General features: G+C 50.6%; 20 protein-coding genes. 8 read left to right on the top strand and 12 right to left on the bottom strand.

All coding sequences use genetic code 11. From position 1 onward, the window contains the following. Positions 1 to 32: 32 nt before the first annotated feature. Positions 33 to 1181, bottom strand: coding sequence for an S-(hydroxymethyl)glutathione dehydrogenase/class III alcohol dehydrogenase (locus BZG25_RS00585; protein WP_077638334.1), 1149 nt, complete (start codon positions 1179 to 1181; stop codon positions 33 to 35). Positions 1182 to 1323: 142 nt separating this feature from the next. On the opposite strand from BZG25_RS00585, the gene BZG25_RS00590 reads away from it, so the two are divergent. After that, positions 1324 to 2220, top strand: coding sequence for a LysR family transcriptional regulator (locus tag BZG25_RS00590; protein ID WP_077638335.1), 897 nt, complete (start codon positions 1324 to 1326; stop codon positions 2218 to 2220). Positions 2221 to 2311: 91 nt separating this feature from the next. Here BZG25_RS00590 and BZG25_RS00595 read toward each other — a convergent pair whose 3' ends face one another. The 4 genes from BZG25_RS00595 to BZG25_RS00610 form a co-directional block, all read right to left on the bottom strand. Then, positions 2312 to 3916, bottom strand: a complete 1605-nt coding sequence (locus BZG25_RS00595) for a methyl-accepting chemotaxis protein (RefSeq protein WP_077638336.1) — start codon at positions 3914 to 3916, stop codon at positions 2312 to 2314. 166 nt (positions 3917 to 4082) lie between these two features. Further along, positions 4083 to 5120, bottom strand: a complete 1038-nt coding sequence (locus BZG25_RS00600) for a DUF2955 domain-containing protein (RefSeq protein ID WP_077638337.1) — start codon at positions 5118 to 5120, stop codon at positions 4083 to 4085. Positions 5121 to 5132: 12 nt separating this feature from the next. Beyond that, on the bottom strand, positions 5133 to 6191 hold the full coding sequence (locus BZG25_RS00605; protein ID WP_077638338.1) for an HlyD family secretion protein: 1059 nt from the start codon (positions 6189 to 6191) through the stop codon (positions 5133 to 5135). A 22-nt stretch (positions 6192 to 6213) separates the two neighbouring features. Next, complete coding sequence (locus BZG25_RS00610; RefSeq protein WP_077638339.1) at positions 6214 to 6690, bottom strand: MarR family winged helix-turn-helix transcriptional regulator; 477 nt, start codon at positions 6688 to 6690, stop codon at positions 6214 to 6216. Between the two features lie 203 nt (positions 6691 to 6893). Here BZG25_RS00610 and BZG25_RS00615 point away from each other — a divergent pair, with 203 nt between their 5' ends. Further along, positions 6894 to 8186: an alpha/beta fold hydrolase gene (locus BZG25_RS00615; RefSeq protein ID WP_077638340.1), complete on the top strand. Its 1293-nt coding sequence runs from the start codon at positions 6894 to 6896 to the stop codon at positions 8184 to 8186. 414 nt (positions 8187 to 8600) lie between these two features. Then, entirely contained in the window at positions 8601 to 9995 is a 1395-nt protein-coding gene (clcA, locus tag BZG25_RS00620) for a H(+)/Cl(-) exchange transporter ClcA (protein ID WP_077638341.1), read from the top strand. On the opposite strand, the gene BZG25_RS00625 is transcribed toward clcA, so the two are convergent. Continuing rightward, positions 9989 to 10654, bottom strand: coding sequence for an ABC transporter substrate-binding protein (locus BZG25_RS00625; protein WP_077638342.1), 666 nt, complete (start codon positions 10652 to 10654; stop codon positions 9989 to 9991). The genes clcA and BZG25_RS00625 overlap by 7 nt on opposite strands. 101 nt (positions 10655 to 10755) lie before the next feature. Continuing rightward, positions 10756 to 11664, bottom strand: coding sequence for a LysR family transcriptional regulator (locus tag BZG25_RS00630; protein WP_077638343.1), 909 nt, complete (start codon positions 11662 to 11664; stop codon positions 10756 to 10758). A gap of 102 nt (positions 11665 to 11766) precedes the next feature. Here BZG25_RS00630 and BZG25_RS00635 point away from each other — a divergent pair, with 102 nt between their 5' ends. From BZG25_RS00635 to BZG25_RS00650, 4 genes are all read left to right on the top strand, one after another. Continuing rightward, complete coding sequence (locus BZG25_RS00635) at positions 11767 to 12267, top strand: lactoylglutathione lyase family protein (RefSeq protein ID WP_046075723.1); 501 nt, start codon at positions 11767 to 11769, stop codon at positions 12265 to 12267. 507 nt (positions 12268 to 12774) lie between these two features. Next, a complete protein-coding gene (locus BZG25_RS00640) occupies positions 12775 to 14745 on the top strand; it encodes a PTS mannitol transporter subunit IICBA (protein WP_077638344.1) in 1971 nt (656 codons plus the stop codon). A gap of 67 nt (positions 14746 to 14812) precedes the next feature. Further along, a complete protein-coding gene (locus BZG25_RS00645) occupies positions 14813 to 15961 on the top strand; it encodes a mannitol-1-phosphate 5-dehydrogenase (protein ID WP_077638345.1) in 1149 nt (382 codons plus the stop codon). Between the two features lie 61 nt (positions 15962 to 16022). Then, positions 16023 to 16553 (top strand): MltR family transcriptional regulator, encoded by a 531-nt coding sequence (locus BZG25_RS00650; RefSeq protein WP_046075720.1) that lies wholly within the window; start codon positions 16023 to 16025, stop codon positions 16551 to 16553. Positions 16554 to 16800: 247 nt separating this feature from the next. Here BZG25_RS00650 and BZG25_RS00655 read toward each other — a convergent pair whose 3' ends face one another. Further along, complete coding sequence (locus tag BZG25_RS00655) at positions 16801 to 17805, bottom strand: zinc-binding alcohol dehydrogenase family protein (RefSeq protein WP_077638420.1); 1005 nt, start codon at positions 17803 to 17805, stop codon at positions 16801 to 16803. A 37-nt stretch (positions 17806 to 17842) separates the two neighbouring features. Further along, complete coding sequence (locus BZG25_RS00660) at positions 17843 to 18949, bottom strand: alkene reductase (RefSeq protein ID WP_077638346.1); 1107 nt, start codon at positions 18947 to 18949, stop codon at positions 17843 to 17845. Positions 18950 to 19067: 118 nt separating this feature from the next. Here BZG25_RS00660 and BZG25_RS00665 point away from each other — a divergent pair, with 118 nt between their 5' ends. Next, entirely contained in the window at positions 19068 to 19952 is an 885-nt protein-coding gene (locus BZG25_RS00665) for a LysR family transcriptional regulator (protein WP_077638347.1), read from the top strand. 48 nt (positions 19953 to 20000) lie between these two features. Here the strand turns inward: BZG25_RS00665 and BZG25_RS00670 are convergent, their stop codons facing one another. From BZG25_RS00670 to BZG25_RS00680, 3 genes are all read right to left on the bottom strand, one after another. After that, positions 20001 to 21188 carry an acetate kinase gene (locus BZG25_RS00670; RefSeq protein ID WP_077638348.1) on the bottom strand — a complete coding sequence of 396 codons (1188 nt, stop codon included), beginning with the start codon at positions 21186 to 21188 and terminating at the stop codon, positions 20001 to 20003. Between the two features lie 146 nt (positions 21189 to 21334). Beyond that, a complete protein-coding gene (locus tag BZG25_RS00675; protein WP_077578420.1) occupies positions 21335 to 21715 on the bottom strand; it encodes a hypothetical protein in 381 nt (126 codons plus the stop codon). A gap of 319 nt (positions 21716 to 22034) precedes the next feature. Continuing rightward, the gene (locus BZG25_RS00680) at positions 22035 to 22517 is read right to left on the bottom strand and encodes a TetR/AcrR family transcriptional regulator (protein ID WP_046075717.1); all 483 of its coding nucleotides are present in this window, start codon (positions 22515 to 22517) and stop codon (positions 22035 to 22037) included. Positions 22518 to 22556 lie beyond the last annotated feature (39 nt).

Raw genomic sequence — 22556 nt, forward strand, 5'->3', positions numbered from 1 at the left:
TTTACCGCCGCGTTGCCACGGCGGCCGTCCTGTTATTGGTCCATGTGGATCACGCTGCGAATGCTTTTGCCTTCGTGCATCAGTTCAAAGGCGCGGTTCACGTCATCAAGGCCCATGGTGTAGCTGATAAATTCTTGTAGGCCAAACTCACCATCGAGGTAGCGCTCGACAATGCCGGGCAGCTCCGAGCGGCCTTTAACGCCACCAAATGCCGAGCCTTTCCAGACGCGCCCTGTCACCAACTGGAACGGACGGGTCGAAATCTCTTGGCCTGCGCCAGCGACACCAATGATCACTGACTCGCCCCAGCCTTTGTGGCAGCACTCGAGCGCTTGGCGCATCACATCGACATTACCGATGCATTCGAACGAGTAATCGACGCCGCCGTCAGTCATCTCCACAATTACTTGCTGGATAGGTTTGTCGTGGTCTTGCGGATTAATCACATCAGTGGCACCCAGCTGCTTGGCAAGGGTGAATTTACTTTCATTGATATCAATGCCAATAATGCGGCTTGCGCCGGCCATGCGTGCGCCGATGATGGCTGACAGGCCAATGCCACCCAAACCGAAAATCGCCACCGTGTCGCCTTTTTCTACTTTGGCGGTATTCATCACCGCGCCCATGCCAGTGGTCACGCCACAGCCGAGCAAGCAAACTTCGTCTAGCGGTGCGGCTTTGCTCACTTTCGCTAATGAAATCTCGGGCAATACGGTGTATTCCGAGAAGGTCGAGCAGCCCATGTAGTGGAAAATGGTCTCCCCGTTGATAGAAAAGCGCGACGTGCCGTCTGGCATCAGGCCTTTACCTTGGGTTTCACGCACCGCGCCACACAGGTTGGTTTTGCCAGATTGGCAGAATTTACACTCACCACATTCGGCGGTGTAAAGCGGGATCACATGGTCGCCCACGTCCACGCTGGTGACGCCCTCGCCAACCATTTCGACGATCCCGCCGCCTTCGTGGCCGAGAATCGAGGGGAAGACGCCTTCAGGATCGTCGCCCGATAAGGTGAACGCATCGGTATGGCACACGCCGGTAGCGACGATTCTGACCAACACCTCACCCGGCTTGGGCAGTTCAACATCGACCTCTTCCATTTTCAGTGGTTGACCGGGTCCCCAGGCAACCGCGGCTTTGGATTTGATATGTGTTTGTCCTGGCTGGATGGTTAGTGCCATTGGAGGTTCCTTTCTGTTCTTGTTAATTGCATACCTGACTATGCTAACCAAGTTAGATTTAGTTATAATCCCGCAAATTTGAAAATTATTATTTCACTCACGAAATAATGTATATGTGTGTATAGAGACAGGATAGACAGCAATGGCGCCGCACTGGGAAGGACTTAACGAATTTTTATCGGTCGCCGAGCATGGCAGCTTCACGCAAGCGGCCAATAAACTCGACACGACGGTGGTGTCAGTGAGTCGTCGGGTGGCTGCGCTCGAGGCGTATTTAGGGGTGAAGCTGTTTCATCGTACTACGCGGAAGGTGTCGTTAACCGATGAGGGCGAACTCTACTATCAACGCTGCCGACCGCTGATGGCCGCGTTGATGGATGCCGAACAAACCATTACTCAAGCTCAGTCGTTACCTGCCGGGCCTATTCGCGTCACCGCACCGGTTAACTTTGGTGAGCAATATATCGCCCCGCTGCTCGCGCCATTTATGGTGACCTATCCGCAAGTAGCGGTGGATTTACATCTGACTAATCGGCGAGTGGATATGACAGATACCGGCACCGATGTCGCGATCCGCATTGGCCACTTGCCCGACTCAAGCCTGAAAGCCAAGCGACTCGGGTCGCGGCAATTAACCATCTGCGCCAGTCCGGACTATTTGGCGTTGAATGGCCGCCCCGACTCGCCCAGTGCGCTCAGTCATCACAGCTGCTTAGTAGGATCCAACGAGCATTGGCACTATCAAAGCGGCGGCAAAGTGCGCACGTTAACGGTATCGGGCCGATTGCGCTGCAATTCAGGCGTGGCATTGCTCAATGCCGCTAAGCACGGATTAGGGCTGGCTCAACTGCCGCATTATTACGTGCAATCCGCGTTGGCAAGCGGCGAGTTGGAGGAAGTGTTAACCGATTATCGGGTAGAAGATGAAGGCATTTGGGCGCTGTATCCGAGCGGGCGGCAGTTACAGCCCAAGGTCTCAGCTTGGTTAGCATTTCTGGCCGAGCACTTACCCGCCCAGCAGCTACGAACAGGCATTTAACTGCCTGGCTCGGGCTCAGAGTCATGCGCGGGTTAGAAAAAAATCGCCAGCACTAGGCTGGCGATAGAGGTTGCCCAGGGTAATCGCTGAATTAGTCGCGCGCTGCCCGCAATGTGCCCTCGGTGGGTTTAATTGCCGAGATTTTAAATGCGCCGACATGGTGGTCCAAGGTACGCGCCAAACCGGCCAAGTCTTGGCTGCTCGCCTCAAGGCTGTGGCTATCATCCAGCCCTGCTTGCGCCGCTTGATTGACCGTATCCATGTTGACGTTGATTTCATTCGCCACGCTCGATTGCTCTTCGGTCGCCGTCGCCACATGGGTGTTCATATCCAAGATGGTGCTGACTTGCGTGGCAATGCTTTCCAGTGCAGTCAGTGCTTGCTCGGTGGCACGGTTGCCCTCGGTGGTCAGCGCTTTGCTGGTATCCATGGCGTCAACCGCGTTTTTCGCTTCTTGCTGAAGCTGATCGATGGTTGATTGAATTTCTTCGGTTGATTGCGACGTTTTAGTCGCCAAACTGCGCACTTCGTCAGCCACCACCGCAAAGCCACGTCCCGCTTCGCCCGCGCGTGCTGCCTCAATGGCTGCGTTTAGGGCAAGCAGGTTCGTTTGCTCAGAAATCCCCCGGATCACATCCAGAATCGACACAATGGATTGTGTGCGCTCGGCCAGTGAGGTGATCACCGTCGACATATTGTCCATCTCGGTGTCGAGCTGGTTAATCGTCGCGGTTGCTTCGGCCAAGGTTTGCTTACCGGCTTCGGTTTCACTGTTCGCCGATGACGCCGAATCTGCCGCATTCGAAGCACTTTGTGAGATCTCATTAATGGTAGCGATCATCTCATTCATCGAGGTGACCACCAGCAAGGCTTGTTCGCTTTGCGACTCACCACGTTTCAGCGAGTGCGCCGCTTTATCACGCAGCGATTCGGCCGAGCGCCCCAGCTCTTCACCGGTCTCCACCACATTGGCAATGATTTGGTCGATTTTTTCCACAAAGGTATTAAACGCCTCTGAGATACGAGTGATCTCGTTATTCCCGGTCACTGGCAAGCGTACAGTAAGGTCGCCATCGCCTTTGGAGATATCCGCCAGCGCATGCTCTAGGCCTTTGAGTGGCGCGAATAAACGGCCTAATAGCCATACCAGCACCAGGGTACAACCAATAAAAATCAAGCCAATCGCGGTGAGCTGGGCAATGGCGATACCATTAGCAGCGGCATCGACCTCCGTAATCGGGATGCCAACATCAAACGCGCCCCACAGGCTGCCATCGACGTAAACCGGCATCATAATGTCGTATACCCACACATCTTGCACATCGGCATACCAGCGAGAATGCTGCGGTTGGCCTTGGCCGGCACCGGCGACGGTATAGTTATCGCTATACACCTTACCCAGCTTTTGGGTGTCGCTGTGGGCAATGGCTTTGATGTTTTTATCAATCATTACCGCATAGCTGATGTCGTCGCGACCTTTAAGATCCGACACCATGTCTTGTAAATCGGCGGTGGGAGTGGAAGAGTTTTCTAAAATGTATTCAGCACGATCGGCCAGGAGCTCAGCCTGTGCTTGCGAACGCTTGAGAATAATGTTGTCTATCTCGTCATGCGAGATAAAGGTGGTTGCGGTGATACTGGCAATCGCCGCAACGGCAAACATGGCGCATACCACGATCAGGATGAGTTTTTTCACTTCGCTGACTTCCTATCTGTGCATCATAACTGCCATGGAGCATAGCGACAGGTCGGAGGAGAAACAAGCGATACCTCGCAAAAGTCAAATTAGGATGGGATGTTTACCGCAAAAATAACCATTATCGATTGACTAAAGTGAGGAATAACTTTGGTGGTTCAAACGCTTACGCGGCACCAAACCGGGTCGCGGAAAAACAGTTAAGCAGCTTGTGCACCATAAAACACAACATCAAGGTGAGCACGATCGCCACCAGGTTGCTACTCACTCTGTATAAGGCATCATACATAAAGTCTTGGTTGGGGCTTAAGTATTGCCCGAATAAGATCCCAAGCGTGGCCATGGCACCAAACCCCACGCCTGAGCCCCCGGCCTCTTTTAGGTGGGCGTGGGCAAACAGCATGGTGCCTATCCATAGCAGCGGGATCACTAAAATCAGCACGTTAAACCAATCATATAATATCACTTGGCAGCCAATGCCGTAGGCGACGCCGAGCACTGTGCCTATCGCCCGTTTTCGTGCATAGCTGAGCGAGCCATTCCAGTGCATCGGAAACAGTAACAACACGGTGGTGGCTTGCGCTGAAATTGAATCGCGCAAGTCAAACAACTGGAAGATGAAAAACGAGACCGTCGCCAAAGTCGCGCCCATCAGCGCTTCGTGTCGCATCCGGTGCGATTGTTTTCCTCCTGCCGCTGCGGCGGGCGGCTGACGTGGCGTGACATCGGGAATTAACCAGGTCACTAAATACGCCACCGCCACCGATAACACATTCGCGCCCAGGTTACCGAAGATTAAGGTGTTAATCGGTAAATCGGGATAGCTGGCAAAGTGCAGCATAATGCTGAGGCTTAACACGCTGTTGGCGCCAAAAAGAAAGAAGCGCCCTTTGGACATACAGGCAAATTTGTAGGTGAAGAGCAAGAACACCAGCGGTGTCATTAACCCAGGGTGTGCACCAAACAATCCGCCTAACAGCCCGACTTCTATCCCACTGATCACCGCGGAGGCGAGCAGTTGACGCGCGGCACGACCGTTAATCACGGGTACAAGTCCAAGCAACAACATCGGCGTGACAGTAAAAAACACACCGAAGCTAAAACCAAAAAACTTACACACCGCAAAACCGAGCGTCGCACCGGTGGCAATGCGCGCGCACTGGCGCACATCGTTATCACTTAAGGGGTGATGCCATAACCTCATCGTCAGCTCCCCTTAGTAGATGTAGTGCAGCATACTCAAAAAGCCGACTTGCGCGCTGGCCAGCCACTGCGTCATCGTATTTTCAGGCATTAACTGTACCGTGGCACGAGCCCCTGTTGGCAACGAGTGGCCAGGCCATTCGTCGAGTTGAATGTGCAGGCGCATTCGCTGCGCATCACGCACCCACCGGTTGGAGTTAGACGGTGACGCCAGTTGACCATTGGCGTCGATTTGCCCGGCACTGACCCCGGCATCAACACTGCTCACATGTCCCGCATAAAGTTTGCCCGGCTCGCTATCAAAAGTGACATTCACTGGCGTGCCGGTGTGCACATCGCGCACACTTTTTTCGCGAAAATCGGCAATCACATCGGCGCGTTCAGACACCAAGGCCATCAGCGGTTTACCCGCACTGGCATAAGCTCCCACATCCAGCTGCAAGTTGGTGACTATCCCATCATGACTGGCTCTAACGGTGGTGTAGGATTGGTTAAGTTGGGCGCTTTTTAGTTTGCTTAGCGCCACTTGCTCGGCGATATTGCTCGCGCCATCGCCACCGCGTTGGATCTGGAGGGCACTGACACGCGCTTTCGCCGCTTCCCATTTAGCCCGAGCGGTATTAGCGGCGCTGATTGCATCATCACGCTGCTGCTGGGAGACACCATTTTTGGCAAACAAGGCTTTTAAGCGTTTTGCTTCACGCGCTTTTTGCGCCAAGACCGACGCCAATGCTGAGACATCTTGCCGCGCGGCCATCAATGAGGCATCGAGCTGAGCATTGCTTTGTCTTGCCTGGGCAAGGGCGAGTTTGGCTTGGTCGACCGCAATGCGATAAGGCTCACTTTCAATTTTAAACAGGACATCGCCTTTTTGAACGCGCTGGTTGTTTTCTACTGCCAAGGCACTGACCGGCCCGCTCACCTGCGGAGCCACTTTGGTCACGGTGCGCGTGACCATCGCGTGAGGCGTTAGTGGCATCAGGTTATCGGCCGCCAAAAAGTAGCCAAAGATCAACACAAAACTGAGGGCGGCGACTTTTACCCAACGCGCAAATTTTTCATCCGGTGTCATTCGTACTTCTTACCTCTATTACCTATTCTTCTGTGCCGCAGTCGTCTTCGGTCGTGGCGGTATAGTCCATTGCATTTTGATTAATGGTGACCAACACCCGCTCCAAGGCGTCAAAATCTTCAGCTGCAATACCAGAGAGCAAATGCTTGCGCACCCGCAACACCCGCGCTTCGATGCGTGACATTAAGTCACTACCACTGTCGGTGACATGCACCGTACGGGTGCGCTTGTCTTCGGGCGAGCAGCGCCGTGTGATCAGCCCCTGCGCTTCCAAATTTTTCAAGGTGCGCATTAGCGAGCCCAGTTCAATTTCCAGCGCCAGTGCCAATTCACTTTGGCTGATGCCATCCCCCAATCGGCGCAACATCCAAAGCGCACTCCAACGTGGATAGCTCAGCCCCAAAGGTTCAAGCTCTGAATTCGCCACACGGCGCCATAATCGCGCCGTGCGCCCTAAGTGCTCAGCGATAGACATGTGTTCGGGGTTGGGCGATGTCATCGAGTTTTCCTTCCATCGTAAAAATACTTAGCAGGCTAAGTAATGCTAGGCAGACACTATAAGATAGTTAGCAGGCTAAGTAAATAGAAAGGTGATGAGCATCACAAAAATATAGCAGGTTGCTTGAATGAAACGCGCTCGCTGCTCATCACCATCTCTGGTAATCTATCTCGCGTCATCTTTTTGTTTGTAAAGGAATTACCATGCAAGATCTGTGGGATCGCCATCTCCGTTATCGCAGTCATCATGTTGATGTGCCGCTGGATCATAATGACGCTAACAGCCCCTCGCTCTCGATTTTCGCCCGCGAAGTGGTCGATACGCGTAAAAATGAGCAAGCATTACCCTGGCTGGTGTATTTTCAAGGTGGACCTGGCATGGAATCACCTCGCCCTAATGGCGCGAGCGGTTGGCTAAAACGTGCCTTAGACGATTACCGCGTGTTGTTGCTCGACCAACGCGGCACGGGCTTAAGCTCGCCGGTGAATCACCAAACGCTTGCCCATCTCACTGCCGCTGAGCAAGCGGACTATCTGAGCCATTTTCGTGCCGATAGCATCGTGAAAGACGCCGAGTGTTTACGTGAGGCGTTAGGTATCAAGCAATGGGCGATCCTCGGTCAAAGCTTTGGTGGGTTCTGTGCGCTCACCTATTTATCTTTCTTTCCGCAATCGCTATCGCGAGCGTTTGTCACCGGCGGTATTCCGCCGATTGAAGGGCATGCCGATCGGGTGTACCAAAAAACCTATCAGCGCGTGGAAGATAAGAACCAGCAGTTTTTCGCCCAATTCCCCGATGCACAAGCCCGCTGCCACGAGATTGCCCAGTATTTGCAAAACAATGCGGTGACGCTGCCAAACGGTCAGCCGTTTACGGTGGAGCAGTTCCAGACCATTGGCCTAAATCTCGGCCGTGGTCATGCGGGGCTGCCGCTTTATTATTTATTGGAACGAGCCTTTATTGAGGTGAATGGCGAGCGTGTGCTGAGCTATCCATTCCTTGATGCGATGCAGGCAGAACAAGGGTATTTAACCAACCCTTTTTACGCTATTTTGCATGAATCGATTTACTGCCAGCAGCAGGCCTCGCAGTGGTCAGCCCATCGGGTGCGTGATCAATTCCCGCAGTTCCACTATCAGCCCGATCAACCGTTCCGGTTTACCGGCGAAATGGTCTACCCGTGGATGTTTGATCAACTTGCCACGCTCAAACCACTCAGAGAGGCCGCGATGTTGTTGGCGGAAAAAACCGATTGGCCGGCGCTTTATGATCTCGAGGTGCTCAAGCACAACACGGTGCCGCTCGCCTGTGCCACCTATGTGGATGACATGTTTGTTGAGTTTGATTACTCCCGCCAAACCTTGGCGAGGATTGCCAACAGCCAAGCGTGGATGACCAACGAGTACGAACACAACGGCATCGGCGTCGATGGTGAGCGTATTTTGGATCGCCTGATAGCGATCGGCGATAGCCTTGCCGCTATTCAAGGCCAATGACGCCCCGCTAAACCAATGACGATGGCCATGCCTTTGCTGCTCTGGCATGGCCACACCGCGGTTACCAATCCGATATAGCGGCTGCGGACATTTTCAACGCAACAAACTGTGATCTAATTCAAATCAATTATTGGCGCTGACAAAGGTGGTACGCTGGCTGACAATACGGTGCACACCGATAAAACGTATAAAAATGTTCGCTTATGGCTGCCTCGTTAGTGTATCGCTTACTCCCGCGGGTTTTGTCTTTATCACTGGACAATGAAGTATCTGTCGAGCGCTTGCATGTTCCATTAATTGGCGTAGTATAAATGCGTTCTCTCAGGGAATAGGACGTTCCCAGCACGATGTTGGCGTAGGAAGTTGTGCCACCGTACATCGTCACTTTTCTTTTCACACTTTGCGTTCACACAGATGAAAATTGTAAGTAAAACAGGCAAGAAGAGAGCCATCTTTTACAAATCTAGTGTTTTCTTTGATAAATTATGGTCTCGCGACAAAACGCCCGTTTCTATCCTTTTACTCGCGGTAGTCATTGGCTTTTTAGGCGGCGTGGTAGTCACCCTTTTCGAGCTCGCCATCCACTCACTGTCTCAGTCCAGAACCGAATGGTTAGACAGTAACATCAACTCGATGATTCCATTGGGTGTGCTCGCGTTTCTTATTAGCGCGGGGCTCGCCTTACTCGGCTATTGGCTTGTTCATCGTTTTGCCCCTGAAGCGGCAGGCTCGGGGATCCCAGAGGTTGAGGGCGCGATGGAAGGCATTCGCCCCTCACGATGGTGGCGAGTTATTCCAGTGAAGTTTTTTGGTGGTTTAGGCGCGTTAGGCTCTGGCATGATTCTCGGCCGCGAAGGCCCAAGCGTGCAAATTGGTGCCAATATTGGCCGAATGGTCACCGATACCTGCCGCATCAAAGACAGGAACAGTAACCAAACCTTGCTCGCCTCCGGTGCTGCAGCGGGGCTGGCGGCGGCTTTTAATGCTCCACTGGCGGCTATCATGTTTGTGGTTGAGGAAATGCGACCACAATTTCGCTATACCTTAATTTCAATTAAAGCGGTGATCATTGCTGCGATTATGGCCGATATCGTCTTTCGCTATATCAATGGCCAAGAGGCGGTAATTGTATTACCACAATACGAAACGCCGCCACTTATTTCGCTGTGGTTCTTTCTCGTTCTGGGCTGCTGTTTTGGGGTATTTGGCGTACTGTTTAATTTTCTGATTATGCGCTTTCAGGATTTTTTCCAACGCTTTTATCAGAAAAGCCAAAAACGGATCTGGTTAGTGGGTGCCACGTTAGGCGGCTTTTTTGGCTTGCTACTTATCTATGCGCCTGAGCTGACCCATGGTGGCATTAATTTAGTGCCAGATTTCGTCACCCTCAATTATTCAATCAGTGCCCTGCTGTTTATCTTTATGGCACGCACATTACTGACAGTGATTTGCTTTAGCTCAGGTGCGCCTGGGGGCATTTTTGCGCCCATGCTGGCGCTAGGAACCTTGTTGGGCACAGTGTATGGGTTAGTGGTTGCCAATATGTACCCAGAGATGGGGATAGAGCCGGGTATGTTTGCGATTGCGGGCATGGGCGCTCTGTTCGCCGCGACCGTGCGCGCGCCGATTACCGGTATTTTGTTGGTGATTGAAATGACCAACAACTATTATCTGATTTTGCCGTTAATCATCACCACCCTCGGTGCCACCTTGGTCGCACAGTTGCTTGGTGGACAACCAATTTATACGGAGCTATTGCGTCGTAAAGTACGCGAGCAGAAACTTCGGATAGAAAATGCATCTCAATGAGGGATGCCGTGTTTTTCGAGTAGAGCGGTTATTTCTCCGCTCTTTTTCATTTTGCGTATACTAGCGTTCAGTGGCTCAATAAGAGCTTGATGCCGCTGATGAATCGCTAAATAAATGGGAACGGACTCGACAGGGTTATCCCCCATGCGCACAGCAATCAGTTGCTCTTTTTCAATAATGCTTGCCACGCCCACATAAGCCACCATGGCTTGTACCCGATTGCTATTCACCATATTCAACGCTGCGCGCTCACTCCTAGCACCGACCATTTCCCAGTCAAACTTATTCGCGATCATTCTCGCTACTTGGTCACCAATCACCCCCACTACACGTTGATAGTCTTGAGGGTTGCCAACATATGTATGGCCAAACAGGTGATAACCGACGGAAAACAGTGATTCACTCGGATAAAGCGCCTGAGGCGTGTCCTGGTAGACCAACCGCGTGCGTCCAAAATCAATATCAATGATCCCTTTAGCCAGTGCATTCTCTGCCCGTGCTAACGGCATTTCTATCCAAGCGAGTTCGATTTGTGGGTCAACCGAGTCAAAAACCCGCTCGACGATCGCTTTGGTCGCGGATGACATTGCACCCGTATGATCGCGATATGCAACAGTGAGTGTGTTTGCCAGTCCACTCAACGGCAACCAGCAAACCATTAATATCCACCATCTCGTCACAGTGCCACCTCAAATCGTTTTCGCACTCTTAGAGATTAGAAGACAGGAGAAGCGTCGTCCATGCGCAGCACGTGATGCTGTCACTCTTTGCTTTTATCATGCATATCGATTGAATCAACCTGCTCTTTAATAACGTTAGCAACATTGATCGCGCGCTGGGGCAGCACGCGTCCGGCAAGAGAAGAAAGGTATAAGGTTTCACTGACCGGTGTCGGTAAATGGTGAGCTTTGATGGCCGCTTGTTGAGCAAAAGCGGCGACGGCATTGGCGGGTAACACGGTAAAGCCGAGTCCGCGTGCAACGGGTAGTAAGATAAGACCAATTTGATTAGAAAAGCCAGATTGCTTAATGGGACGCAACTGTGCCGTTTGGTATTGCTCGAAGTTCGCTCCAAGTAATAACTCGGCGTGATGCCTCGCATCTGGATGATCAATGAATCCTAGCTGGCAGAGTGTTTCCCAAGTCGGGGATTTGACATGGCGCGGTGTCACCAGCAACAACGGCTCTTCCCCAATGGGTTCAGACTGAATATTTGGATTAACGGGACATGCGGTTGTCAGGCCAATATCAATGGTGTTGTTCAAGATGGCATTATGAATATCGCCATTTGGCGCAAAGCGATAGTTAATCGTAAGTGTCGGATACGTCACCTGGAGATCGAGCAAATGAGGATATAAACGGAGACCAACACTTCCCGGCGACATAAGACGCACCTCCCCTTCATAACCGGGATCCTGACTGATGTTAACGGCTAGGTTATCGAGTGTTTGTAGTACATCTTTGCCTTGACGATAGAGTTGCTCTCCAGCCTCCGTCGTGACAATACCCTTTTTACTCCGAATCAGTAAGGTGGTCGATAAAGCATCTTCGAGCTTTCGCACGTGCTGACTGACGCCTGATTGGGTCATAAAACACTTATCAGCGGCTTTGGTAAAACTGCCAACATCTACCAGGGTGCAAAAGGTTTTCAGCCAAACAGGATTAACCATAACAAATTGTCATCATAACTATTGCAAACCATAATTTAACATTATGTTTGTGATACCTCATGCTTGCAACCACTGACAACGTCATCTTAGAAGGAGCAACGCATGCCAACCCCTTATCCACGTACATTTTCACACATTGGTATTTCGGTACCTGATTTGGACAAAGCCGTTCAATTTTACACGCAAGTGCTTGGCTGGTATCTCATTATGACACCTACCGAGATTATCGAAGACAATAGTGCAATTGGAGCGATGTGTACCGATGTGTTTGGTCAAGGTTGGGAGCGCTTTCGTATTGCCCATTTATCAACCGGTGACCGAGTGGGTGTCGAGCTATTTGAATTCAAAGATCAGCAAAACCCTGACAACAATTTCGAGTACTGGAAAACGGGCGTCTTTCACTTCTGCGTGCAAGATCCTAACGTTGAAGCACTGGCTGAACGTATTGTTGAGGCGGGTGGTAAGAAACGTATGGAGAAACCACGCTATTACTATCCTGGAGAGAAGCCCTATCGCATGATCTATATGGAAGACCCATTTGGCAATATCTTGGAGATCTACAGCCACAGTTACGAGCTTATCTACAGCGCAGGAGCGTATTAACTCTCTTGTCTGTAATGGCTACCTTGGCATTTTAACTCACCAGGCTCAACGCGATTGAGCTTGGTTTCTACCTCACACGACACCGACCTCATCCGTAATAAAAATACAAGTGTGATATCTATCACTTGATGAATCATTATTGACCAGGATGATAGTGTGATATTCATCACTCTAGTTTTTTATTTCACTATTCTAAAAAAATAAAGAGTGATCTACATCACTATATATTTTATAAATAAAAAATCAAAAATGTGATATGAATCTCTATAGATTTTATTGACAATTTTGATCATTGCGTTTTGTGCTAAATTTACATGTTATTTCTGTGACAGGTGTTGGACTAACATATAGTTGCGAAGTGAATAATGAGAGTTGAGTCAATAAATCCCCGTTATCAGTTCTCTCGAAAAAATATGTGGTAAATTGACTGGGTACTTACTAGCCAGACGGTTTTGGCGAACCGTTCTACCACACACGTTCAATGAGAACATCAAACGGGGTATTGTTATGATATCATCTGACACCAAGATCAAGATACAGAATTTTGGTCGCTTCCTCTCAAACATGGTGATGCCTAATATCGGCGCATTCATCGCGTGGGGGATTATTACCGCACTATTCATTCCAACCGGCTGGGTCCCCAATGAGACATTGGCGGCCATGGTCGGTCCCATGATTACCTACCTACTACCACTACTGATCGGCTACACCGGCGGTAAACTTGTTGGCGGCGAACGCGGTGCGGTTGTCGGCGCAATTACCACCATGGGGGTGATTGTCGGGACGGACATTCCCATGTTTATGGGCGCGATGATGGTTGGTCCATTCGGTGGCTGGGCGATCAAAAAATTTGATGCCTATGTCGATGGCAAAGTGAGAAGCGGGTTTGAGATGTTAGTGAATAACTTCTCTGCCGGTATTATCGGTATGCTTTGCGCGATTATCGCATTCTTCCTCATCGGCCCGTTTGTTAAGCTCTTGTCTAGTGGTCTCGCAGCGGGTGTGGAGTTTTTGGTCTCAGCACACCTGTTACCACTGACCTCAATCTTTGTTGAGCCCGCTAAGATTCTTTTCCTCAACAATGCGATCAACCACGGTATTTTCTCACCGCTGGGCATCCAACAAGCCTCAGAAGCTGGTCAGTCTATTTTCTTCCTCATTGAGGCAAACCCAGGTCCTGGTTTAGGCATCTTGCTTGCCTACATGGTGTTTGGTAAAGGCACCGCACGTCAAACCGCGGGCGGTGCCTCCATTATTCACTTCTTCGGTGGTATTCACGAAATCTACTTCCCTTACATTCTGATGAATCCACGCCTTATTCTTGCCGCGATTGCCGGTGGTATGACAGGTGTGTTCGTTCTCACTATGTTTGATGCAGGTATTGTGTCGCCCGCTTCGCCAGGCTCTATTTTTGCTGTGCTGTTAATGACGCAAAAAGGCTCAATTGTCGGCGTCTTGGCCTCAATTATTGCCGCAGCCAGCGTGTCATTTGTGGTCGCCGCTTTACTGATGAAAACACAGAAAAGCACAGAGGGTGAAGGTGACGAAGCCTCACTTGATGAGGCGACCGCCAAAATGAAAGACATGAAATCAGGCGCTAAAGCAAGCACCTCCGCCCCCTCTTCTGCGCCTAAAGCCACAGTTAACTTTGCTGACGTAAAGCATATTTTAGTTGCCTGTGATGCTGGCATGGGCTCTAGTGCCATGGGTGCCAGCTTGCTGCGCAAAAAAGTACAAAATGCAGGCTTAGATATTGGTGTCACGAATATTGCGGTCAATAGCCTGCCTGAGGATGCGCAGATTGTGATCACGCATAAAGATCTGACCGAGCGTGCGCGCACTCACGCGCCAACCGCACACCATATTTCACTCAATAACTTTTTAGACGGCGATGTTTACGGCCAGTTGGTTACCCAAATTCTCGCCGCACAGTATCCCGCTGCCAACGATCCGCAAGTGCTTCAAGTGCCGACGACGGCGGCAAATGACGACAGTTTCGAGCCAACCCCGGCACCTGCTTTTCAACTTCAGCGTAAAAACATTCATCTTGGCTTAACGGCCACAAACAAGGATGAAGCGATTCGATTTGCCGGTGAGCAACTTGTCAAACTTGGCTACGTAGAGCCAGGTTATGTCGACGCGATGTTTGAGCGTGAGGCATTAACCCCCACTTACCTCGGGGAGTCGATCGCCGTTCCTCATGGCACCGTTAAAGCAAAAGATGGGGTCAAGCAAACCGGCATTGTGGTATGTCAGTATCCATCGGGTGTGCAGTTCACCGACGACAAAGAGGATATCGCTAAGTTGGTGATTGGCATTGCCGCCAAAAACGATGAACATATTCAAGTAATTACCGCCATTACTAATGCGTTAGATGAGCCTGATGCAATAGATATTCTCACCAGTACTGACAGTATTGACGAGATCCTCAATCTATTGAGTGATGAAAGCGTCACCTTTATGACGTCATCCCATTAATCAACCCAATAAGCAGGCCACCTCGGTGGCCTCTCATCACCACCGTTTTTAGTTTGAGGTAAATATTATGAAAAATGCTGTTCATTTTGGTGCCGGCAATATCGGCCGCGGCTTTATCGGAAAATTGCTCGCGGATGCCAATGTCGAGGTCACCTTTGCCGATGTCGATGCGCCCCTCATTGACCAACTCAGTCACAAACAAAGCTACAACGTCAAAGTGGTAGGTAACGACTGCCATATCGACACGGTTTCTCATATCACGGCAGTCAATTCGGCAAGTGATGATGTTATCGATAAAATCGTAAAAACGGATTTAGTGACCACGGCTGTTGGCCCTAATGTGCTTGATATTATTGCCAAGACCATCGCCACCGGCATTGAAAAACGTTTCGTATCAGGCAATGAGGCCCCACTAAACATTATTGCCTGCGAAAACATGATCCGTGGTACGTCGCATCTCAAAGGCGAAGTCTATAAGCACCTTGACCCCGCATTCCATGAGAAAGCAGACGCACTGATTGGTTTCGTCGACTCCGCAGTTGATCGCATTGTGCCGCCGGCGGAAGCGGCGAACGATGATCCCTTAGAGGTCACGGTAGAAAGCTTCAGCGAGTGGATTGTGGATGAACAACAGTTCAAAGGCGAAATCCCAGATATTGCAGGGATGGAGAAGACACAAAATCTCATGGCCTTCGTCGAGCGTAAGCTTTTCACCTTAAACACGGGCCATTGCATCACGGCGTATTTGGGTTGCTTGAGCGGCCACCGCACCATTCGTGAAGCCATTACCGATCCGAAAATCCGTGATTTGGTGAAAACAGCGATGCAAGAAAGCGGCGAAGTGCTTATCCAACGCTACGGATTTGACCGCGCCGCTCACCAAGCGTACATCGAGAAAATTTTGGGGCGTTTCTCAAACCCCTACTTGGTTGATGAGGTCGACCGTGTTGGTCGCCAGCCTATCCGAAAACTAAGTCAGAACGATAGGCTTATCAAGCCATTACTGGGTACAATAGAGTACGGCACAGATAACCGAGCCCTATTAAAAGGGATTGCCGCAGCATTGAAATACACCAATCACACCGATCCACAAGCTGAAGAGCTTCAAGCTTCATTGGCTGAGGTGGGCGTAAGAAAGACGCTGGCGACATACACCGGCTTGGCAGAGGAAAGCCCTGAAGTTGAGGCAATTAACACCCTGTACCAGCAATTGTAAACCGCGCATTTTACAGGGGGAGTTTAGCTCCCCCGTTATAACAATAAGCAGTATTGAGTCTATGGCAGAAAATTTCGACGAAACAGACATCATTGAACGATTAAACCAAGCGCCAACCGTGCGTGGCTTTTTTGTTGCCGCGGTGGATACGTTTGAGACAGCTATTGATGGCTTAATCAAGCGGGTTTTTCGCAAAGATAACTTTGCGGTGGAATCAGTGGTGGGGCCTTTACTGCACGACACTGGGCCGCTGGGGGATCTTTCTGTGCGATTGAAACTCTTGTTTGGTCTAGGCGTGTTATCAGATGACGCTTATCACGATATTGAACAAATTATTAAACTTAAAAACCAACTGAGTAACGATGCCGACGATTACCAATTTACCGATCCTAAGGTGCTCGATGCCGTCAAAAAGCTGCGCAAAGCGAATACGATGGGCATGCTTTCGCTCGATATTGGCCCGCCGGAAGATGACGTAGATATCGAATTCTATCAGCTGCAACTGCAGCGCCAACAGCAGGTGATCCGCTCAGGATTGTCACTCGCCATCGTGGAAATCTGCAATGAATTAAGCAAAGAAAGCCCTTTTTAATGTGCCAACGTTCACCATCACTAATGAAGCAAATAGCCTGAAAGGGTTAGCCACACGCCTAGCGCGAACGCGCCTCCGAGAATCATGGCTTCCAGTAAGTAAGCCTTAATCACGTTATACCATTTCATACCTAACCAATCTTTTTTTATCTTTCGAGCATCAAATCAAAAATCGATGCACTTTGTCTACCATTATATACAAAAAGCCTTATGACGGATCACATAAGGCTTCATGCAAGCAAGGAAGGTTAGTGTTCAGCGATGACGTATTTCCCGATTGTTCGGCCACTTTCTACGGCTTGATGTGCAAGGATTAAATTGGCTGCATTAAGCCCTGTTAGTTGATGAGAGGCCGTGGACTTGAGCACGCCTTGATCAATCAACTTAGCCACATTCGCCAAGATCACATGTTGTTGGTACATGTCAGGAGTCGAGAACAAACTGCGGGTGAACATGAACTCCCAGTGCAACGAAATCGACTTGCTCTTTAACTTTCGGATATCGAGCTGTTCTGGGTCGTCAATCAACGCCAGTTTGCCTTGAGGGATCAGACAATCTACCAGCTGCTCCAAATGCGCCTCGGTATGATTAAGACTCGCGACATGGGTTACCGCTTCTACTCCCAACGCATCAAGTTGCGGCTGTAAGGGCTGACCATGGTCAATGACATGATCGGCACCCATTTCTTTCACCCACGCTTGGCTCTCTGGTCGCGACGCAGTACCGATCACCGTCAACGACGTCAGTTGCTTCGCAAGCTGAGTTAACACCGAACCCACCCCGCCTGCTGCACCCACAACCAGTAAGGTGCTCGACTCTGGCTCAAGTCCGGCTTTTAAGCGATCAAACAGTAGCTCCCATGCCGTGAGTGCAGTTAATGGCATGGCGGCGGCATCGGCAAAGGACAGCGTTTTAGGCATGGCGCTCACTATTTTTGCATTCACACATTGGAATTGACCATTCGATCCGGGCCGATCGAGCGCGCCGGCGTACCACACTCTATCGCCGGGCTTAAACTCCGTCACATGTCGGCCAACTTGACGCACAATGCCCGCCGCATCCCACCCCAGCACTTTATGCTGCCCCTCAGGGGCATCGACGTTACCGCGGATTTTGACATCCACAGGATTAACAGAAACCGCCTTCACTTCCACCAGCAAGTCATCATCGTTAGGAGTCGGCGTGGGTAAAATGATGTCAGCCAATGTGGCCTTTTCTATCGGGTGCGCAAAGCGATAACCAACCGCATGCATCTCTGTCGGTAACGTTTGTATTGTCATGATGCTGTCCTCATTCTGTGTGATAGCTGGGGGAGACGGAATAGCTGGGATAGTCGACATAGCCTGCTTCATTGCCGCCAAACAGGGTCTGAGGGTTAAATTCAGCCAGTGGCCAGCCATGTTGGAGACGGGCGACATAATCTGGGTTGGCAATAAAAGGACGACCAAATGCCACTAAATCCACCAACTCGCGAGCAATCAGGCTCTCTGCTTTGGGTTGGTCGTATTTTCCGGCCACAATGATCGCGTTGTCGAACCGCGCGCGCAGCTGATGGCGGAAATCATCATCAACTTGCGGCGCATCATCCCAGTCCGCCTCGGCAAGATGTAAATAGGCAAGGCCTAAATGATTGGCATGGCTCGCTACCTCAAGAATGGTGGGAATAATGTCAGGGCAGTTCATTCCACGCGCAGTGATAAAAGGAGCCAGACGGATCCCAGTGCGTGACGCACCAATCGCCTCACTAATCGCTGTCATGATCTCCACCAAAAAGCGCATCCGGTTTTCACGACTGCCGCCGTATTGATCATCGCGATGGTTGGAGGTCGAGCGTAGAAACTGGTCGATGAGGTAGCCATTGGCGGCGTGAATTTCGACACCATCAAAGCCTGCTTCTACGGCATTCAAGGCGGCTTGCCGGTAATCATCGACAATGCGTGGGATTTCGTCGGTTTCCAATGCACGCGGGATAGGACACGGACGCATGCTTCCGCCATTTTCGTCAGCTATCCATACACTCGCTTCAGGAGATAACGTCGACGGTGCGACAGGCAAACCGTCTTCGTGAAAAATGGGATGCGACATACGACCCACATGCCACAGCTGCAAAAAGATTTTACCTCCCTCAGCATGCACGGCGTCCGTGACATGACGCCAGCCCGCGATCTGGGCGTCGCTATGAATGCCTGGCGTGAAGCTATATCCCTGCCCTTGTGGAGAAATTTGCGTCGCTTCCGTCACGATGAGACCTGCGCTAGCGCGTTGGCGATAATAGTCAGCCATCATCGCATTAGGAATATTGCCTGGTTGGTCAGTGCGAGCGCGCGTCATCGGTGCCATGACAATGCGGTTAGCGAGCGAAAGTTCAGACTGTTGGTAATCATCAAACAAAGACATGCTGATCTCCTTGTGGTGGTCGAGCGTGATAGCGTTAGTACGTGGCTATCAGCCTATTGACAATCACCACAAAGAAAAACCATGCTAAAGAGACATCTCTTTCAACATTTTTTTGATAATGAAAGCACTTCAAGATCTGGCTATCTTCGTCGAAGCGGCCAAACACGGCAGCTTAACTGGCGCGGCCAGACAATTAGATGTGTCTCCCGCCGTTGCCAGTGCCGCCATAAAACGGTTAGAAACTGAGTTAGGCAGCCCGCTTTTTGTGCGCTCAACACGCAGTTTGCGACTCACTCAACAAGGCGAACAGTTTCTGCGCTACAGCGAACAAGCGTTAGACTTGCTACAACAAGGTCAGCAACAACTGCAAAACGCCGATAAGATCCAAGGTTCGCTGCTTATTTCCGCGCCATCTGACTTGGGCCGTGACGTGATCCTGCCGCTGCTTGATGTCTTTATGTCGCTTTACCCCAACATCAGCATCCGTCTGTCGTTATCCGACGAGCAAGCCAAGTTGTTTTCCCAGCCTATTGATATCGCGATTCGTTATGGTGTGTTGGGCGATTCCAGTATGATCGCAATGCCGTTGGTTAAAGATAATCGTCGGGTGCTCGTGGCCTCCCCCGAGTATCTAGCCCAGCATAAAACCCCCTCGCATCCTTTCGATTTGAAACATCATGAATGCTTGTTCTACGAGCTAAATGAAGTGCGCTATAACCGTTGGCAGTTCTATCGCCAAGAGGAAGAAATTGCAGTCAGTGTGGCGGGGCGGCGCGCCAGCAATGATGGCGGCGTGGTAAGGCAATGGGCATTATTAGGAAAAGGGATCGCTTATAAATCGGCGCTCGATGTCAAAGCGGATCTGAATGCAGGACGGTTGGTGCCCTTGTGCACCGATTGGCAAGGCGAGCTGGCTCCACTCCACCTATTATGTCCGTCGCGCCAACAACTCACTCCCGCAGTCAAGGCGTTACACCGGTTCTTGCGCGACCAGTTAACATAAAAAAAGCGAGCCGCAGGCTCGCTTCATAGACGGTGGAAGATACGACAATCAGGCCATTGCCATGGCTTGTTGTGCGATCACCAGCTCTTCGTTGGTTGGGATCACCAATGCTAGCGGTGACGCTTGGGTGGTGATTTGTCCTGCGGCACCAAAACGCGCGGCGGCGTTGGCATCGGCATCCGCTTGATAGGCAAAAATGGTCAGCTCTTTGAGGATCATTTCACGGACTGGCAGTGAGTTCTCGCCAATTCCGCCTGTGAAAACAATCGCATCCAGGCGAGATAAAGGCACCATGTAACTTGCGATGTATTTTGCTACGCGATAAGCGAACATTTCTAGCGCCAATTGTGCGCCTTTGTGGCCCTGCTCTGCCGCCTCGACCAAGCCTCGACAATCGTTCGTCAATTCCGAAACACCCAATAAGCCTGCTTTGTCGAGCAGTTCATGATGGATCTCATCGGTACTCAGGCCTTTTTTGGAGAGAAACTCTAAAATGGATGGGTCGATATCGCCACAGCGTGTGCCCATCATCAATCCCGCCAATGGCGTGAAACCCATGCTGGTATCGACACTTTGGCCATCTTTCACCGCACACAAAGAGGCACCGTTGCCAAGGTGTACGGTGATTACGTTGGTTTGCTCAGGTGCTTGGTTAAGCCATTTAGCGGCTTCACGACTCACATAATAATGGCTGGTACCGTGGAAGCCGTAACGACGAATGCCATAATCATTATAGAGCTGACGCGAGATCGCGTAGTGATACGCTTTTTCCGGCATGGTTTGATGGAATGCGGTATCGAAAACCGCCACTTGTGGCAAGCTTGGGAAGGCTTTGCGTGCCGCTTTGATGCCCACTACATGCGCGGGATTATGCAATGGCGCCAAGGCTTTTAGCGCATCGATTTGCGCCAGTACGGCATCGTCTATCAAGGTGGCTTGACTGAAAGTTTCACCGCCATGTACCACACGGTGGCCAACGGCCTGCAGTTTGTCACTCAACTGGTTGCTTTCGATAAGGCCCACAATGATGTCCATGGCCTCTTGGTGGTGGTTGCTTCCTGCACTTAAGGTTTTCTCGGTTTTTTCACCGTCGACTTTCCAGCTCATCCGCGCATCATCGCGCCCAAAGCATTCTCCAGCGCCGGAAATCACAGCATCGCCAGTTTGCGCATCCATCAGTGCGAATTTTAATGACGAGCTACCTGAATTAATAACGAGTACCAGTGCATCACTCATAGGGTTACCTTATTGGCAGAATTAGGGTCACGGCTCACTACCGTCACCCCATTATTAAAATATTTTTGAATAATTCAACTGTCGTTATAGTAATAGCATAATTGCGCAACAATTTACTGCTTAAGATCAAGCTAAGTGCGCACAGACTAGGCAAAAAATAAAACCGATAGATAGCTCACGGCAGCGACAGCCAACACTAATGAAAAATAAGTAACCAGGGCACGTCTCCGACGGATCCAAGTCCCCACGCCCGCGAGTATGCTGCGATGTGGACCCGTCATCCCTAGGCTGAGAGCATATTGATGAGCTAGACGTTGGTGGCCTTGCGCATATAACCGCTCAAGCAGCTGGTGGACATGCGCCACTGAGCAGTGACCCAGCACAGCCATACACTCCTCATGGGGCATGACCGTGAGCAATTCAACTTGCTTGTTGAGCTCATATTGCAAAAAGGCATTGCGAGCAGCCACGATTTCTGACGTTGAAAAAGTGGTCGATTCAGTAAAAGCGTTGTTCATTACCGTCATGGCGAATCTCCCGATTGGCAGCAGGTAACGACCATCAACAACATAGTGCCCAGCAGGGCAGAGTGATGTATAACAGCGAGAGGAGAAAAACAAAGCAGGCGGGGCCAACTATCAACGACAGTCGGTAACAATGAAATGTAGCAATACCAACAGTCGCTATTTTTCTCCGTTAAGACTCGGAGGATGGTCGGTATTGTTCATGGTTATCTCCAAATACATGTGTTGCTTAGAAAGCATGACAACTATACCAAAAAACGCAGGGACTGTCTGTCAACGGAAGGTCATCTCTCACCCCATACGATCAATAATAGCCATGACATTAGGATTTCGTTTCAGCTCGCTGACGACATAACAACACACTGGCGCCCAACAGTTGCGAAAAAGCGACCGTTAAATCGGTTTGCATTTGTTGTTCACACTCTTGCTGTAGTGTTTTTAAACATCTGAATGCGGCACCATTATCGGCTTTTCCGCTTATTAACACATAAAAACAAAGCTTTAGTGTTGCTTTAAACTCACCCTCGGCATGCATCGCCTGCATCCAGCTTTTCATAAACGCATTGATGGTACTGCGAGTATCGAGGGGCGTACGCAGGCTCTCCACCAAAAAAGGCTCTAATGCGACCATAAAATCTTGCTTGCGGGGAAAGTGGTGGCTGATCCCGGTGCGCGATACGCCTGTCGCTTCACTGAGCGTGGTATAAGACATTCCTTCATAACCAAGCGCCAACAGCTGCCGCTTCGCCTCTGCCAAGATAGTCTCAATGGTTTGCTGTGTTTGGGCTTTACTGCGTTTTGGCATGCGTAATCTGTTCTCCCCGTCAATCGCCGTCATTGGCGC

The sequence above is a fragment of the Salinivibrio sp. ML198 genome (genome assembly GCF_001996015.1).
GTDB lineage: Bacteria > Pseudomonadota > Gammaproteobacteria > Enterobacterales > Vibrionaceae > Salinivibrio > Salinivibrio siamensis.

What these genes read in the sequence shown, in the direction of transcription:
- BZG25_RS00630 (WP_077638343.1), bottom strand. Translation starts at nt 11,664, where the DNA reads ATGGTTAATCCTGTTTGGCTGAAAACCTTTTGCACCCTGGTAGATGTT.
- BZG25_RS00600 (WP_077638337.1), bottom strand. Translation starts at nt 5,120, where the DNA reads ATGAGGTTATGGCATCACCCCTTAAGTGATAACGATGTGCGCCAGTGC.
- BZG25_RS00635 (WP_046075723.1), top strand. Translation starts at nt 11,767, where the DNA reads ATGCCAACCCCTTATCCACGTACATTTTCACACATTGGTATTTCGGTA.
- BZG25_RS00650 (WP_046075720.1), top strand. Translation starts at nt 16,023, where the DNA reads ATGGCAGAAAATTTCGACGAAACAGACATCATTGAACGATTAAACCAA.
- BZG25_RS00645 (WP_077638345.1), top strand. Translation starts at nt 14,813, where the DNA reads ATGAAAAATGCTGTTCATTTTGGTGCCGGCAATATCGGCCGCGGCTTT.
- BZG25_RS00675 (WP_077578420.1), bottom strand. Translation starts at nt 21,715, where the DNA reads ATGACGGTAATGAACAACGCTTTTACTGAATCGACCACTTTTTCAACG.
- BZG25_RS00665 (WP_077638347.1), top strand. Translation starts at nt 19,068, where the DNA reads ATGAAAGCACTTCAAGATCTGGCTATCTTCGTCGAAGCGGCCAAACAC.
- BZG25_RS00625 (WP_077638342.1), bottom strand. Translation starts at nt 10,654, where the DNA reads ATGGTTTGCTGGTTGCCGTTGAGTGGACTGGCAAACACACTCACTGTT.
- BZG25_RS00640 (WP_077638344.1), top strand. Translation starts at nt 12,775, where the DNA reads ATGATATCATCTGACACCAAGATCAAGATACAGAATTTTGGTCGCTTC.
- clcA (WP_077638341.1), top strand. Translation starts at nt 8,601, where the DNA reads ATGAAAATTGTAAGTAAAACAGGCAAGAAGAGAGCCATCTTTTACAAA.
- BZG25_RS00660 (WP_077638346.1), bottom strand. Translation starts at nt 18,949, where the DNA reads ATGTCTTTGTTTGATGATTACCAACAGTCTGAACTTTCGCTCGCTAAC.
- BZG25_RS00680 (WP_046075717.1), bottom strand. Translation starts at nt 22,517, where the DNA reads ATGCCAAAACGCAGTAAAGCCCAAACACAGCAAACCATTGAGACTATC.
- BZG25_RS00605 (WP_077638338.1), bottom strand. Translation starts at nt 6,191, where the DNA reads ATGACACCGGATGAAAAATTTGCGCGTTGGGTAAAAGTCGCCGCCCTC.
- BZG25_RS00670 (WP_077638348.1), bottom strand. Translation starts at nt 21,188, where the DNA reads ATGAGTGATGCACTGGTACTCGTTATTAATTCAGGTAGCTCGTCATTA.
- BZG25_RS00585 (WP_077638334.1), bottom strand. Translation starts at nt 1,181, where the DNA reads ATGGCACTAACCATCCAGCCAGGACAAACACATATCAAATCCAAAGCC.
- BZG25_RS00590 (WP_077638335.1), top strand. Translation starts at nt 1,324, where the DNA reads ATGGCGCCGCACTGGGAAGGACTTAACGAATTTTTATCGGTCGCCGAG.
- BZG25_RS00615 (WP_077638340.1), top strand. Translation starts at nt 6,894, where the DNA reads ATGCAAGATCTGTGGGATCGCCATCTCCGTTATCGCAGTCATCATGTT.
- BZG25_RS00610 (WP_077638339.1), bottom strand. Translation starts at nt 6,690, where the DNA reads ATGACATCGCCCAACCCCGAACACATGTCTATCGCTGAGCACTTAGGG.
- BZG25_RS00655 (WP_077638420.1), bottom strand. Translation starts at nt 17,805, where the DNA reads ATGCATGCGGTTGGTTATCGCTTTGCGCACCCGATAGAAAAGGCCACA.